Origin of the sequence: Pseudovibrio axinellae (assembly GCF_900110875.1) — a bacterium.
In the GTDB taxonomy this organism is placed as follows: Bacteria; Pseudomonadota; Alphaproteobacteria; order Rhizobiales; family Stappiaceae; genus Pseudovibrio; species Pseudovibrio axinellae.
In genome coordinates this window covers 107,988-122,516 of the sequence record NZ_FOFM01000008.1, presented here as the reverse complement: position 1 = coordinate 122,516, position 14,529 = coordinate 107,988, and the positions used below count along the sequence as shown (strand labels likewise).

The 14,529-nt window shown below is 52.1% G+C and carries 11 protein-coding genes; 8 read left to right on the top strand and 3 right to left on the bottom strand.

Annotated elements, in window-relative coordinates:
* The first annotated feature begins 45 nt into the window (after window positions 1-45).
* The gene (locus BMZ51_RS17305) at window positions 46-738 is read left to right on the top strand and encodes a protein-L-isoaspartate O-methyltransferase family protein (protein WP_068005747.1); all 693 of its coding nucleotides are present in this window, start codon (window positions 46-48) and stop codon (window positions 736-738) included.
* Window positions 739-827: 89 nt separating this feature from the next.
* Window positions 828-2,600, top strand: a complete 1,773-nt coding sequence (locus tag BMZ51_RS17300; RefSeq protein WP_068005745.1) for a murein hydrolase activator EnvC family protein — start codon at window positions 828-830, stop codon at window positions 2,598-2,600.
* A gap of 102 nt (window positions 2,601-2,702) precedes the next feature.
* Here the strand turns inward: BMZ51_RS17300 and BMZ51_RS17295 are convergent, their stop codons facing one another.
* On the bottom strand, window positions 2,703-3,596 hold the full coding sequence (locus tag BMZ51_RS17295; protein ID WP_074882179.1) for an ATP-binding protein: 894 nt from the start codon (window positions 3,594-3,596) through the stop codon (window positions 2,703-2,705).
* A gap of 315 nt (window positions 3,597-3,911) precedes the next feature.
* Here BMZ51_RS17295 and yajC point away from each other — a divergent pair, with 315 nt between their 5' ends.
* From yajC to BMZ51_RS17270, 5 genes are all read left to right on the top strand, one after another.
* Window positions 3,912-4,241, top strand: coding sequence for a preprotein translocase subunit YajC (gene yajC / locus BMZ51_RS17290; protein ID WP_068005743.1), 330 nt, complete (start codon window positions 3,912-3,914; stop codon window positions 4,239-4,241).
* A 95-nt stretch (window positions 4,242-4,336) separates the two neighbouring features.
* Window positions 4,337-5,941, top strand: coding sequence for a protein translocase subunit SecD (secD, locus tag BMZ51_RS17285; RefSeq protein ID WP_068005742.1), 1,605 nt, complete (start codon window positions 4,337-4,339; stop codon window positions 5,939-5,941).
* 16 nt (window positions 5,942-5,957) lie between these two features.
* Entirely contained in the window at window positions 5,958-6,899 is a 942-nt protein-coding gene (gene secF, locus BMZ51_RS17280; protein WP_068005741.1) for a protein translocase subunit SecF, read from the top strand.
* A 145-nt stretch (window positions 6,900-7,044) separates the two neighbouring features.
* Complete coding sequence (locus BMZ51_RS17275; RefSeq protein ID WP_068005740.1) at window positions 7,045-7,449, top strand: Mth938-like domain-containing protein; 405 nt, start codon at window positions 7,045-7,047, stop codon at window positions 7,447-7,449.
* A 20-nt stretch (window positions 7,450-7,469) separates the two neighbouring features.
* Window positions 7,470-8,330, top strand: a complete 861-nt coding sequence (locus BMZ51_RS17270; protein WP_068005739.1) for a phytoene/squalene synthase family protein — start codon at window positions 7,470-7,472, stop codon at window positions 8,328-8,330.
* 58 nt (window positions 8,331-8,388) lie between these two features.
* Here the strand turns inward: BMZ51_RS17270 and trmFO are convergent, their stop codons facing one another.
* Window positions 8,389-9,786 (bottom strand): methylenetetrahydrofolate--tRNA-(uracil(54)-C(5))-methyltransferase (FADH(2)-oxidizing) TrmFO, encoded by a 1,398-nt coding sequence (gene trmFO, locus BMZ51_RS17265; protein ID WP_074882177.1) that lies wholly within the window; start codon window positions 9,784-9,786, stop codon window positions 8,389-8,391.
* A gap of 175 nt (window positions 9,787-9,961) precedes the next feature.
* Between trmFO and BMZ51_RS17260 the strand changes: the two genes are divergently transcribed.
* Window positions 9,962-10,606 carry a hypothetical protein gene (locus BMZ51_RS17260; protein ID WP_208979552.1) on the top strand — a complete coding sequence of 215 codons (645 nt, stop codon included), beginning with the start codon at window positions 9,962-9,964 and terminating at the stop codon, window positions 10,604-10,606.
* 806 nt (window positions 10,607-11,412) lie between these two features.
* On the opposite strand, the gene uvrA is transcribed toward BMZ51_RS17260, so the two are convergent.
* Window positions 11,413-14,346: an excinuclease ABC subunit UvrA gene (gene uvrA, locus BMZ51_RS17255; protein ID WP_068005737.1), complete on the bottom strand. Its 2,934-nt coding sequence runs from the start codon at window positions 14,344-14,346 to the stop codon at window positions 11,413-11,415.
* Window positions 14,347-14,529 lie beyond the last annotated feature (183 nt).

The window sequence follows — 14,529 nt, the reverse complement described above, 5'->3', positions numbered from 1 at the left end:
GGATCCTCAGCAAGCTCCACCTTGCACATAGGCGGAGTGTATAAGATGGAAGACAGCCTATTTGCTGACGAAGACGGGCGCTCAGAAGAAAACCTTGCCAAGCAAGCTGCCTGGGTGATGAAACTTCGCTCTGTGGGTGTTCAGGACCTTGAGGTTTTGGGCGCGCTTGAGGCTATTCCTCGCAAAATATTCTTGTCAGCCAGCCAGCAGTTTCTTGCCTATGAAGACCGGGCGTTTCCCATCGACTGCGGTCAGATGAGCACTCAACCGTCTTTGATTGGTAAGGTGGCAGACTTCTTGCAGATGAAGCCGGATCATTCTTTGCTGGAGATCGGTACCGGGTCCGGTTATCAGTGCGCGGTGCTTTCCAAGATCTGTGATCGTATTGTTTCTCTTGAGCGTTATCGGACGCTTGCTGATCTGTCCCGGGAGCGTTTGCGTTCGTGCAAAATTACCAATGTGGATGTGGTGCACGCAGACGGCTTTGCTGCACCTATTGACGAAGAGGATGATGGCGGGCCGTTTGATCGTATTATTTTGAATGGTGCTTTGGAGCGGGTGCCGGGTTTCCTGTTCGACCGACTGGCCCCAGGGGGACGCCTTTTGGCACCGTTGAAAAAAGAGAATGGGATGTGCCATCTCATTCAATACGACAAAGGCGGTCGCGGACTCGATGAAACTATGCTCGGTCGTTTCCGATATGTGTCGTTGACGCCGGGAATTGCTGCAAAATTGTAAGCAAATGAGTGTTTGATTAAGTCTTTATCAACTCTGTTGTCAGTAAACTTACGCCAGTTAGCCTTTTATTTGTATTGGGTAGGGCGGATATGCAGTTTCATTCCCGTGAGAAAGCCAGATTACGGCGCGGCGTAGCATTGTTTTTGCTGACAGCAAGTGTTGCTGGCTGCAGTGGTAATGTGGACCGCTTTGGTCAATCTGAATATGTTGATGAGCCGACGCCTGCGGCGCAAACGGCTGTTGTCGTTACTCCCGGGTTACCGCCAGCGAGTTCCCGCTCTAGTGTGCAGCGTGGTGTTATACTGCCTCCATCAGGGGGAAATAACAGTGCAATTGTAACCGGTTCGGTGCAACCGCAAGCGTATACTCGACAAATCTGGCAGCCGAAATTTTCTGCAGAACAACCTGCTGCGCCCAGCAAGCGCGTGCGAGCCAGTCGACTGGTTCCTGCTGCTCTGGCCAAGGCCCCCAATGGCAGCCCTTTGGGGTGGACAGCTGTTGGCGGACAGGTTGTGACGTTAAAGTCAAATGAGAATGTTGAAAGCCTTTCATGGCATTACCGGGTTCCGGTTAACGAAATTCTCCATGCAAACAGAGTGACGGTTGACTCCGCATTGCAACCAGGTGATTCTGTTGTGATCCCTGTGCAGGTGGTTCGTCAGGCCGTGCGCTCGCCTAAAGCGGGCGAGCGGGTGATGCCGCATCAGCTGACAGCTGCACGATCACAGCCGCTTACAACGGCTTCTATTCCAACGCGCTATGTTTCGCCGTTGAATACAAATGCGCAAAGTAATGCCAGTCAGAACTCTCGAAATGAATTTGCGACCAGAATCGCTGTTGCGCTGGTGCCTCCAGGGAATGTGGGTGAACGCTCGCGTCCTGTTTATAGCGATGCGCCGCCGCCAGCCTATCCAGTTCAGCCTGGGGCTCCTGCGCCAGCCGTGCCTTCGACCACTTTAGCGCCGATGAGGTCTGCGCCGGGGCAGGTGTATGGTTCGCCGGAGCCAACGACAACGTATCGTAGCCAATCACTGTCGCCGATTGTTGCTCCGCGACCAGCGAGCGCGCAGCCCGCTTATGGCGTGCCTGCCACAGGTCAAGCTGCGATCAATATGGCTCCAGTTCATGTTGTTACGACGCCCAAGAGCAAACCCCAAGTCCCTCAGGCTCTGAGACCTGTTGCTGTTGCCAAAACAACGGCGACCGATAAGGTGCCCAAGCCGAAAAATATTGCGCTAGCTAGCTTGAGGCAGCAGCCAACAAGCGCACCGGTTGCCCCGCAAATTACGCTGGCCAACTCTCTGACGCCAACGCCGGTTCATACCGCGAGTGTTCAAAGGCCACAGATTCCGATTGCGCCGGTCATTCCCGAACCGGATATGGATGTAGATGTTGTTCGTTTGCAGCCTAGTGAGGTTTCAAAGCCAGCGCCCGTCCAACCTGCCAAGCAAACAAAAGCTCCAAAGGCTGTCACAGAGGAAGCGACTACATTCCGCTGGCCTGTACGTGGCCGCATCATTTCGGACTTTGGTGTGAAGCCGGGCGGCTCTAGAAACGACGGTATCAATTTGGCTGTACCATCTGGAACAGGCATTAAAGCGGCCGAAGACGGCACGATTGTTTACGCTGGTAATGAGCTGAAAGGTTTTGGGAATTTGGTTCTCATCCGCCATGATAATGGCTGGGTGTCAGCTTATGCCCATAACAAGGAGCTTAAGGTGCGTCGGGGTGATGTTGTGCGCCGTGGACAAACGATTGCCATGGCGGGTGCAACTGGCTCTGTGACGCAGCCTCAGCTTCACTTTGAGCTGCGCAAAGCCAATAAACCGGTTGATCCTATGAACTATCTGCCGCGATCCTAATAAATGGGGGAGGGCTCCGATTGGAGCTCTTTTATAACAGAGAACACGCCGCGCTTGCTGACCTTTGCGCGGCGTGTTTTCATTTTAGTGGCTTTATCACACTCAGGACAGTGTTTGTCCAAGACGGCCAGCCAGATCCTGTATAAATTGCCAAGCCACACGACCAGAACGTGCGCCGCGTGTGGTGGACCATTCCAGCGCCTGGGCCTTCAGCACGTCCTTGCTGATTTTTAGCGCAAAGTGCTGTGTGTACCCGTTGATCATCTCAAGGTACTCATCTTGAGAGCACTTATGAAACCCAATCCACAGGCCGAATCGATCAGATAGCGAGACCTTTTCCTCAACAGCTTCGCTGGGATGGATTGCGGTGGAACGTTCGTTTTCCATCATGTCGCGCGGGAGAAGGTGGCGCCTGTTGGATGTGGCATAAAACAGCACATTGGACGGGCGACCTTCAATTCCCCCATCCAGAGCTGCTTTTAAGCTCTTGTAGCTTGTATCATCGCCATCAAAGGACAAATCGTCGCAAAAAATAATAAAGTTGAAGGGCTGATCTTTGACTTCGTTCATCAACGCAGGCAGCGCTTCAATGTCTTCGCGGTGAATTTCTATGAGGATGAGTTTTTTGTAGTCGGGCTGTCCCATGCGCTCGGCATTGATCGAGGCATGAGCCGATTTGACCAGCGAAGACTTGCCCATTCCGCGCGCGCCCCAAAGTAACACGTTGTTGGCTGGCAGACCTTTTGCAAACCGATGGGTGTTCTCCATCAGCAAATTTTTGGAGTGATCAACGCCTTTGAGAAGGCTAATATCAACGCGGTTCACTTTGGGAACCGAGGCAAGTCTAAAGGGTGAAGGATGGAACACAAAGGCATCTGCTTCGCCAAAATTGACGGGTGCAGCAGGCTTTGGAAGGGAGCTGGCCAACAGGCTCGCGATTTCGTCGAGCTTGGCGGTAAGAAGGGCGATTTCTGAGGTGGTTTCTTTAATGGTCATATGTTTCTACGTGATTAACTTAGGTGCGGTAGCATCGGCTTTACGCAAAATGAACCAGGTGAAAAATTGTCTCAGGGGCGGCTCTTCTATTTGATCTGCGGCCAAGTATCCCTATTTACAGCTGTATCACGCCCAATACTCTTGGGGAAAGTCCCAGTTAGCATGTCAATGCCTTGAAAACACTGGAGTGGACTGTATAGTCCAGCGCAAAATCCTTGTTCTTTCGGGCCAAGGTCATTGTTGGTGAGGCTTGCCTTGCCAATCGTTTAATGAACGCCATCAGGTTCCCTTGGAATTTGTGGTAAGGAGAAACTAATGTTTATTACCCCAGCCTATGCACAGGCCGTTGGTGGTTTGCCAGACATCGTGACGTCTGTTGTGCCATTTATTTTGATCTTTGTGATCATGTGGTTCCTGATCATTCGTCCACAGCGCCAGCGTATGAAAACTCATCAGCAAATGGTGAGCAACCTGCGCCGTGGCGACACTGTTGTGACCTCCGGTGGTCTGATCGGTAAAGTTGCCAAGGTTGTTGATGAAGCTGAACTGCAGGTGGATATTGCTGAAGGTACGCGTGTTCGTATCGCTCGTGCTATGATCCAGGAAGTTCGCTCCAAAGGTGAACCTGTCAAGGACGGCGAATAATCGCGTCTTGATACTTGTAGTTTCAGGCCGCTTTCCTGTGCCAATCTTGGCCTCAGGCAGAGCGGTCTGCCTATACTAGGACCGGGCATATACTCATGCTTCATTTCGCGCGTTGGAAAATCGCCCTGATTATCGTTGTGGTGTTGGGCGGTATACTTGCAACATTGCCGAACTTCTTCCCGGCAAGCACCGTTCAATCCTGGCCGGATTTCATGCCTAAGCGCCAGATTGTTCTCGGTCTTGACCTTCAGGGCGGTGCTTATCTGCTCTATGAGGTTGACAAGGAAGATTACAAAGAAAAGCAGTTCCGTCAGCTGGTTGGCAATATTCGCCAGTCCCTGCGTGAGAACCCGCGTATCGGTTATACCGGGCTGGGTATCCAGGGAGACAGCGTTCAGGTCCGCATTCGTGATGCAGCACGTTATGATGAGGCTGAACAGCGTCTTGCCGGACTTGTAAATCCGCTCAACGCCAGTGTTTTTGGCGGTGCTGTGGTAAATGAATTTGTTCTTGAACCTCAAGGGAACGGCCTGTTCCGCATGGCTTTCTCTGAAGAAGGTCTGGACATGCGCCTTGCTTCGGTTGTGAGGCAGTCCATCGAGGTGATCCGTCGCCGTGTTGATGAACTGGGTACGACCGAGCCTTCTATTCAGCGTCAGGGCACTGACCGTATTCTTGTTGAAGCGCCGGGTGAATCCAACCCTCAGCGCCTGAAGGATATCATTGGCGCAACGGCTCAGCTGACCTTCCACCTTGTCAGCCAGGAAATGACTGCATCTCAGGCGCTTCAGGGTCGTCCGCCTTCAGGTACGATGATTGTTGAAGGTACTGATGGCCAGCCGTATCTGCTGGATGAAGCTCCATTGTTGACCGGTGAAGAGCTGCAGGATGCCTCTGTTGCGTTTGACCAGCAGACCAATGAACCTGTTGTGAATTTCCGCTTCGATACCACCGGTGCTCGCATCTTTGCTGACGTGACCCGTGCCAATGTTGGGCGACCGTTTGCGATTGTGCTGGATGATGAGGTGATTACTGCGCCTGTTATCCGTCAGCCAATTACAGGTGGCTCAGGCCAAATCTCCGGTAACTTTACCGTAGATGGCGCGAATGATCTTGCAGTGTTGCTGCGTGCTGGTGCGCTTCCTGCGCGTTTGGACGTGGTGGAAGAGCGTTCTGTTGGTCCCGGCCTTGGTCAGGATTCAATCGACAGCGGTAAGATTGCATCTGTAATTGCAGCTGCGGCCGTGGTGTTGTTCATGCTGGCAGCTTATGGCCAGTTCGGTATCATTGCCAACCTGGCTCTGACAGCCAACGTATTCCTGATTTTTGGTATTTTGACCACGCTTCAGGCGACCTTGACGCTGCCAGGTATTGCAGGTGTGGTTTTGACCATTGGTATGGCGGTTGATGCCAACGTGCTGATTTATGAACGCATTCGTGAAGAAGCACGGGCAGGGCGTTCGGCTATCGGTGCGATTGATGCAGGCTTCAGCCGTGCTCTTGGTACCATTTTGGATGCGAACATCACCACGCTCATTGTTGCGATGATTTTGTTCTTCATCGGCTCCGGTCCTGTTAAAGGGTTCGCGGTGACGTTGATGATCGGTATCTTCACGACAGTGTTCACGGCCTTTACCGTGTCGCGTTTCCTCATCTCCATGTGGGTGAAGCGTAAGCGTCCATCCAAACTGCCAATTTAATCCGGAGCGTAATAGGATGAAACTTCTTAGACTTGTTCCGGAGGTAACCAACTTCCGCTTTATGCATTGGCGGGTGTTGAGCTATCCATTTTCTGGAATCTTGGCGATTGTGTCTGTTGTGCTGTTTCTTAGTGTCGGCCTGAACTACGGCATTGACTTTAAGGGCGGTACGTTGATCGAACTACAGACGACCAATGGACCTGCGGATCTTTCACAGATTCGTAGAACGCTGAATGATCTGAACCTTGGGGACGTACAGGTACAGGAGTTTGGTAGTCCTACCGAAGTTCTGATCCGTATTGAATCACAGGGTGAGGGCGAAAGCGCTCAGCAAGGTGCTATTGAGAAAGTTCGTGGTGCGTTTACTGAAAACGTAGAGTTCCGCAGAACTGAAGTGGTTGGACCGCGCGTATCCGGCGAACTTGCTTATGCAGGCACGCTGGCAGTTGGTTCAGCCCTTGTGATGATCATGTTTTATATCTGGTTCCGCTTTGAATGGCAGTTCGCAGTTGGCGCGATCGTCACCACGTTCAATGATATTTTGCTGACGGTTGGCTTGTTCTCGGTTCTGCAGCTGGACTTTACTTTGTCCAGTATTGCAGCGGTTCTGACGATCATTGGTTATTCGCTCAATGATACGGTGGTTGTTTATGATCGTATTCGCGAGAATTTGCGCCGCTACAAGCGTCTTTCACTGGAAGAGCTGCTCGACAAATCGATCAATGAAACCCTCTCGCGTACAACAATGACTTCGCTGACGACCTTGTTGGCTTTGTTTGCATTGTACTTCCTAGGCGGTGAAGTGATCCAGTCCTTCGTGCTGGCAATGATTTTCGGTATTTTGATCGGGACTTATTCCTCTATCTTCCTTGCTGCTCCGCTGCTGATGCTGATGAAGCTTCGTACCAGCGTGTTCGAAAAGAAAGATGACGAAAACTCCTCCGCTAATTCAGCGTAATATCGCGCATTAGCTAGACTTTGAATGGGGCTGATTACTGTTGTGGTCAGCCCCATTTTTTATTGGACATTCTTTCCTCTGCAATTAAACAGAGGCTACCAGTTTGTGCGTATATTGGGTCAACGAGACCCTACCGGAGGATACTATGGGAAAACGCGGCGAGCCTTTGGAAGTGCGGAATGCGCATTTCCCGAGCATGGTTCAGATCGAAGCCTATGGAAATGGTGGCTTTCGGTTTGCCGATATGTCCCATCGAGGCTCTTTGATGTGTATTCCCTCTGGTGTGTATGGCTGGGAGCCTAAGAGCTTTGAAGAAATCACCGATGAAGCGCTGGAGCACGTGCTCGCGGAGGCTGATAATATCGAAGTGCTGTTGATTGGTGCAGGCGATGAGTTGAAGCCGTTTGCAGAATCGCGCAAAGCGCCTTTTCGGGAAAAAGGCATTATGGTCGATAGCATGTCGACCGGAGCAGCTGTGCGTACCTATAATGTATTGCTTAACGAGGACCGTGCGGTCGCGGCTGTCTTTATTGCAGTTGAAAACACTTAGAGCGAGCAGAAGAGCCAGTTATGAGTCAGGCTTTTGACTACTGCAATGATTTTGTAAAACGCTTCTCCTATGAGCGGTATTTAAGCACTTTGTACGCACCTTTGAGTGCACGGCCCGGTTTGATTGCGCTTTATGCATTTGCCTGTGAGATCGCGCGTATTCGCGAGCTGGTCAATGAGCCGATGCCGGGAGAGATCCGCCTGCAGTGGTGGGTGGATGCGCTGAGTGGGACAGATCATGGTGATGTTCGCCATAACCCGGTTGCACAAGCGGTGCTTGAGACTATTGAGCAACATAAGTTGTCGCGTGAGCCGTTTGTCAATTTGATATCCGCCCGCCGTTTCGACCTTTACTCAGATCCAATGCCGAGCCTGAATGATCTTGAAGGGTATTGCGGGGAAACCAGCTCTGCGCTGGTGTTGCTGGCGGCTATGATTTTGAGTGGTGCGCCTGCTGACCGGCAATTGTCTGATGCATGCGGTCATGGCGGGGTGGCATACGCGTTTGCTGGTTTGATGCAGACCCTGGCATGGCAGGGCGCGCGGCATCAGCAGTTTGTTCCTGTTGATGTGCTGGAGCGTCATAGGGTTGAGGCGGGTGCTTTACAGGCCAAAAGCTCAGATGCGGGCGTCTTGGCTGTGGTGGGTGAGATGGTTGGTCATAGTAAAACGCACCTTTTAAGCTGCGAGAATGCGTTGGAAGGCGTCGACCCGGCCGTGCTGCCTGCATTCCTGCCTGTGTTTCAGGTGGAGCTGTTCTTCAAAGAAGCTGGCAGAAAGGGTTTTGAACCCTTGGAGATTAATAGTGGCGCATCCCACATTCACCGGATGTGGCATATGTGGCGATCATCGCGCCAGCTTGCCAAGTTATCTGCAAAGTAGAAAAGGGCCGGATTAACCGGCCCTTTTTTTATGCGATGTTGGAACCTGTGTTCGCAGGTTAGACTGTTGCGACCCAGGCTTTAAAATCATCCAGACCGCGTTTGGCCATGACCTGCTTTTTCAGGCGTGTTTTTTCTTTGCCGCGCAAGCGTTTTCCTTCTGGATGCTTAGGCATTTCGTCCAGTGGAGGCAGCAGGCCGAAGTTGATGTTCATCGGCTGGAAAGAACGTGGTCCTGAGCCGTCTTCGCGGTCGATATGACCACCGGTGATGTGGTTGACGATCGCGCCGCACGCGGTTGTTACTGGCGGGGGAGCGATGTCGGTTCCAAGTGCCTGATGAGCTGCAAACAGGCCGGTCATGCACCCAACAGCTGTTGATTCCACATATCCTTCACAGCCGGTGATTTGCCCAGCAAAGCGGATATGGGGCAGCGCTTTGAGGCGCATTTGATCATCCAGGAGGCGCGGCGAGTTTAAGAAGGTGTTGCGGTGCAGGCCGCCAAGGCGGGCAAATTGCGCCTCTTCCAGACCCGGGATCATGCGCAGCACTTCGGATTGAGCGCCGTATTTCAGTTTCGTCTGGAAGCCAACCATATTGTAAAGCGTGCCCAGAGCATTATCCTGGCGCAGCTGGACAACCGCATAGGCCTTGATGTCGGGCTGGTGGGCATTGGTGAGGCCCATTGGCTTCATTGGACCATGACGCAAGGTCTCGCGGCCACGTTCTGCCATGATTTCAATCGGCAGGCAGCCGTCGAAGTATGGGGTGTTTTCTTCCCATTCTTTAAACGAGGTTTTCTCGCCGCCGATCAGGGCATCAATAAAGGCTTCGTATTGCTCTTTATCCATCGGGCAGTTGATGTAATCTTTACCGGTGCCGCCGGGCCCGACTTTATCATAGCGGGACTGAAACCACGCCACATCCATATTGATGCTCTCGGTATGGATGATGGGTGCGATTGCGTCGAAGAAGGCTAGGGAATTTTCACCGGTGACACGCAGAATTTCTTCCGACAGAGCTGGGGATGTGAGCGGACCTGTTGCCATAATCACCTGACCATCTTCAGCTGGCGGGATCTGGGTGATTTCTTCGCGGATGATTTCTATGTTTTCATGCGTTTCCAGTGCAGACTGGACGGCATGAGAGAAGCCGTCACGGTCTACTGCCAAAGCGCCGCCAGCAGGCACCTTGTTAGCATCTGCGCATTTCATGATCAGGGAGCCAGCAGCGCGCAATTCAGCGTGGAGCAATCCTACTGCATTGTTTTCAGCATCGTCTGAACGAAATGAGTTTGAGCAAACCAACTCCGCAAGGCCGTCTGTTTTATGAGCGTCTGTTTCACGCGTTGGGCGCATTTCGTGCAAAACGACTTTGATGCCTTTTTCTGCAATCTGCCATGCTGCCTCGGAGCCTGCCAGGCCACCACCAACCACGTGTATGGGTTGCTTTGTCATTTCCTATCCAATCGGCTGGGCTTCTGTTGCGCTAAAACGTCCATAGAAGCCTAAGTGGTTTTCTCTTGCGAATTGCTTAGCCTCTGAACTTGCTCAGTTCAATCATTTAGGTCATCAATCTTGCATGGTTGTGCAACGTGATTCACAAAAACACATGTATTTTTTGAAAAAGAAAATGATGGTGACGTCTCGGGCTCTGCTGATTGCAATTGGCGCAATCGGGCTAAGTGCATGTATGAGCCAAATTAACCTTTCACCAAGCTCCTGGTATGAGCAAATGGGCGCTCTGGAAAACAGCGGTGATACACTCTACATTTGCCATGGGTTTGGGTGCCAATACCTTTCTCCCGTCACGTTTAGCAAACACGACAAAGTCACACTCCGCGCAATCCTCTTGCGTGGAAGCGATAGCTCGCGTGCAGAGCGCGCTGCAATTTCGAGGGCCGTTCAATGGCAGGAGAGGCGGGTTGGGCCGATTGTAGGGTCTTCCAATGATATTGGCGGGCTTGATATGAAGAGCGGCAATGTATGGGGGCAGATGGACTGTATTGATGAGGCGACCAATACCGCAGGGCTTTTGATCTATGCAAGCTCGCAGGGCTGGCTCAAATACCACCGCGTGACGCGCCCGGCCTCTCGCGGGTATTTCTTTGATGGAAAATACCCTCACGCCTCAGCTGTTATTGTGGACACAACCACAGACATTGCGTGGGTGGTGGACAGCTGGCGTCTGAGCAACGGTGAACCGCCCGATATCCTGCATATGTCCAAATGGTTGAAGATGACCAGCTCTGACCTTGAAGCTCCTGATGTCAGATGACTTTGAGGAGCTGCGCTGCGCAGGTTAGTTGCATAGCAGTTTTGAGCGCTGCCCCTGATCCTTCTTTAAGCATAGCCATGCCAAACCCGCTGAAACGAGTAAGCTTATGCCTTGTGCTGCCGCTTTTGCTTCTTGTCGTCCGCAGCCAGCACAAAAGGATTTGTTAGCGCGTGCGCTCCATTCCAAAATTGAGGGCATATCTATCAGGGTGTGTATTTTTTTTGGGGGGCGTCTTGGGTTTAGAAGAAAGTAGGCCCCAAAAACAGCTAACGCCCGTCGATGGGAGGAACGACGGGCGAAGCTAGTAAACAGAGACTTGGGAGGAAATCCCTGTTTGTACATCTGCAAGTGACTTGGGAGGAGGTGCCACCTGAAGATTATATGTTAGGCTGCCGAGGTTAATTGGGAGGAGTCCCTCAGCGGCCTTGATTTGGTTTATACAAAAGAGTTTCGTATTGTGCATCACATCATTTCGCATGTCCGATATGCAAAATATGCATAGCATTGTGTCAAATGTTGTCGTATCCGACCAAAAAATAGACATAAATGACAATAAGACAGATTGTGCGCTGCAGTAATTTTGTGATCTGAAGCACAAATCTGCATACCTCAAAAGAAATGCATGGGCTAAGCTTCAATTGAGCCTGGAATTTTAATGATATCTCAATAATTGGGGGCTTTGCACTGGTCCAACGCTGCGCAGATATTCTCCGCTGTTTAGCGCTTATGCCAGAGGCGAGGTGAGGGGTGCGTTGGCGTGGAGAGGTAAAATGACCGGGCTTGAGACCCGGTCATCTGGTGTTTTTTTACTCTGCTGCATCAAGCCTGTTGGTGTTTCGTCTTTCAAACAGCTCTTTGAGGAAGTGACCGGTGTAGCTTTCTGGGACTTCAGCAACATCCCTTGGGCGCCCAGTTGCAACAATGGTGCCGCCGCCGTCTCCTCCTTCTGGTCCCAGATCGAGAATCCAGTCGGCTGTGCGGATAACTTCCAGATTGTGTTCAATCACCAACACGGTATTGCCTTGATCCACCAGCTCGTGAAGAACGTCCAGCAGCTTGGCAACATCATGGAAGTGGAGCCCTGTGGTTGGCTCATCCAGAATGTAGAGCGTGCGGCCCGTTGAGCGCTTGGAGAGCTCCTTAGCCAGCTTAACGCGCTGAGCTTCGCCTCCAGACAATGTGGTGGCCTGCTGACCGACTTTAATATAGCCAAGGCCAACGCGTGAAAGTGTTTCCATCTTATCGCGGATGGAAGGCACCGCACTGAAGAAGGAGGCAGCTTCTTCAACGGTCATATCCAAAACGTCTGCAATGGATTTTCCTTTGAACAGCACCTCAAGCGTTTCGCGGTTGTAGCGCTTGCCCTTACACACATCGCAGGTGACGTACACATCGGGAAGGAAGTGCATCTCGATCTTGATAACGCCGTCCCCCTGACAGGCTTCGCATCGCCCGCCTTTGACGTTGAAGGAGAAGCGCCCTGGTGCATAACCGCGTGTTTTTGCCTCTGGCATGCCAGCGAACCATTCGCGGATCGGCGTGAAGGCGCCGGTGTAGGTGGCTGGGTTGGAGCGCGGGGTTCTGCCGATCGGAGATTGGTCAATGTCGATGACCTTATCCAGTCGCTCAAGGCCTTCGATGCGGTCATGCGGGGCGGGGTTGTCACGCGCACCGTTCAGACGGCGGGCGGTTGCCTTGTAGACCGTGTCGATGAGGAATGTTGACTTGCCACCGCCAGATACGCCGGTCACGCATGTGAATGTGCCCAGTGGGATCGTCGCATCCACATCCTTCAAGTTGTTGCCGCGAGCGCCGAAAACCTTAATCTGGCGGTTTTTGTCAATCTTTCGCGGTTCATCTGGCTGCGGAATGCTGATTTTGCCAGACAGGTATTTACCCGTTAGGGACGCTGGGTTGGCCATCACCTCTTCAGGTGTTCCCTGCGCAACAACCTGTCCGCCGTGTATGCCTGCTCCAGGGCCTACATCGACCACGTAATCGGCTGTTAAAACAGCGTCTTCGTCGTGTTCCACCACAATAACTGTGTTGCCAAGATTGCGTAGGTGCTTCAACGTTTCAAGCAGGCGGGCATTGTCGCGCTGGTGAAGGCCGATGGACGGCTCATCCAGAACATACAAAACGCCTGTCAGCCCCGAACCGATTTGTGAGGCGAGACGAATACGTTGGCTTTCGCCGCCTGAAAGTGTTCCGGATGCACGGTCCAAGGACAGATATTCGAGCCCGACGTCATTGAGGAACTTCAGTCGCTCGCGGATTTCTTTCAAAATGCGGTAGGCGATTTCGTTCTGCTTTCCAGACAGTTTTTCGTCGATGCTGGAAAACCATTCGTGGGCGGTCTTGATGGAGAGGGCGGTGATCTCGCCGATATGGCGATCGCCAATCTTTACGCAAAGAGCTTCAGCCTTCAAGCGGTGGCCGTGGCAACTGTCGCAGGCATGATCTGACTGGTAGCGGGAGAGTTCATCGCGCACCATCTGCGATTCTGTTTCGCGCCAGCGGCGTTCGATGTTGCCAACGACGCCTTCAAACGGTTTTTCCGTTTTGTAAGAGCGTGTGCCGTCGTCATAAACGAATTGTACTTTTGTATTGCCGCTGCCAAACAGCACAGCATTGCGGAAGTCTTCCGGTAGATCCTTCCAGGCCTTTGTCATTGGCTGCTTGTAGTGCTTAGCCAGTGCTTCGAGCGTCTGGGTGTAATAAGGGGATGTGGAGCCGGTTTTTGACCAGGGAAGAATTGCCCCACCACGCAAAGAGAGCGATTGGTCTGGTACCACCAGTTCCGCCTCAAAGGCGAGCTTTGTTCCTAGGCCGTCACAGGTTGGACAAGCGCCGAAGGGGTTGTTGAATGAAAACAGGCGAGGTTCGATTTCTGGGATTGTAAACCCAGAGACTGGACAGGCGAATTTTTGAGAAAAAACGACCTGTTTTGCTTTGCCTTTTTCGTCTATCTGGTCAGCAAATTCAGCTGTTGCCAGTCCTTCTGCGAGTTCTAGTGCGGTCTCCAACGAGTCGGCAAGCCGGCCCGCCATGTCTTCGCGGACCACGATCCGGTCAACAACGACGTCGATATCGTGTTTGAATTTTTTGTCGAGCGCGGGAGCATCGGCAATTTCGTAGTATTCGCCGTCAATCTTAACGCGCTGAAAGCCCTTTTTCATAAGCTCAGCGAGTTCTTTTTTATATTCGCCTTTGCGGCCACGTACGATGGGGGCAAGAAGATAAAGGCGTGTGCCTTCCTCCATCATCAAAATACGATCAACCATTTGGGAGACTGTCTGACTCTCAATTGGAAGGCCGGTTGCTGGGGAATATGGGATACCGACACGCGCGAAAAGAAGGCGCATGTAATCGTAGATCTCGGTAACGGTGCCGACGGTGGAGCGCGGGTTTTTGGAAGTGGTTTTTTGTTCAATTGAGATCGCGGGCGACAGGCCATCAATTTGGTCGACGTCCGGCTTTTGCATCATCTCCAAAAACTGGCGGGCGTATGCGCTCAAGCTTTCAACGTAGCGGCGCTGCCCCTCGGCATAAATTGTATCGAAGGCAAGGGAGGATTTGCCAGAACCCGACAGGCCAGTCATAACGATGAGGCTATCGCGTGGAAGGTCCAGATCCACATTTTTCAAATTATGTTCGCGAGCGCCGCGTACCGTAATCTGTTTCATGAGATCAGCACGTGCGGGAGAATTTTGTGTATCGTGTTTTGGCGATTTCGCCATGGAACTGTCCTTTATCACGGGTGCTGAGTTCACATATAGAAAGTAACAGAGGCTTGGCGCGCTCCTCGAAATTGGCGAGAATGTGCGCAGGAAAACATGTGGAACATAAACGGAACAATTTTAAGGGGCAAGCCTTTTTGGCGTCGCTTCTGGAAAAAACTCCTGTCGTAGAATTGAGAGTTG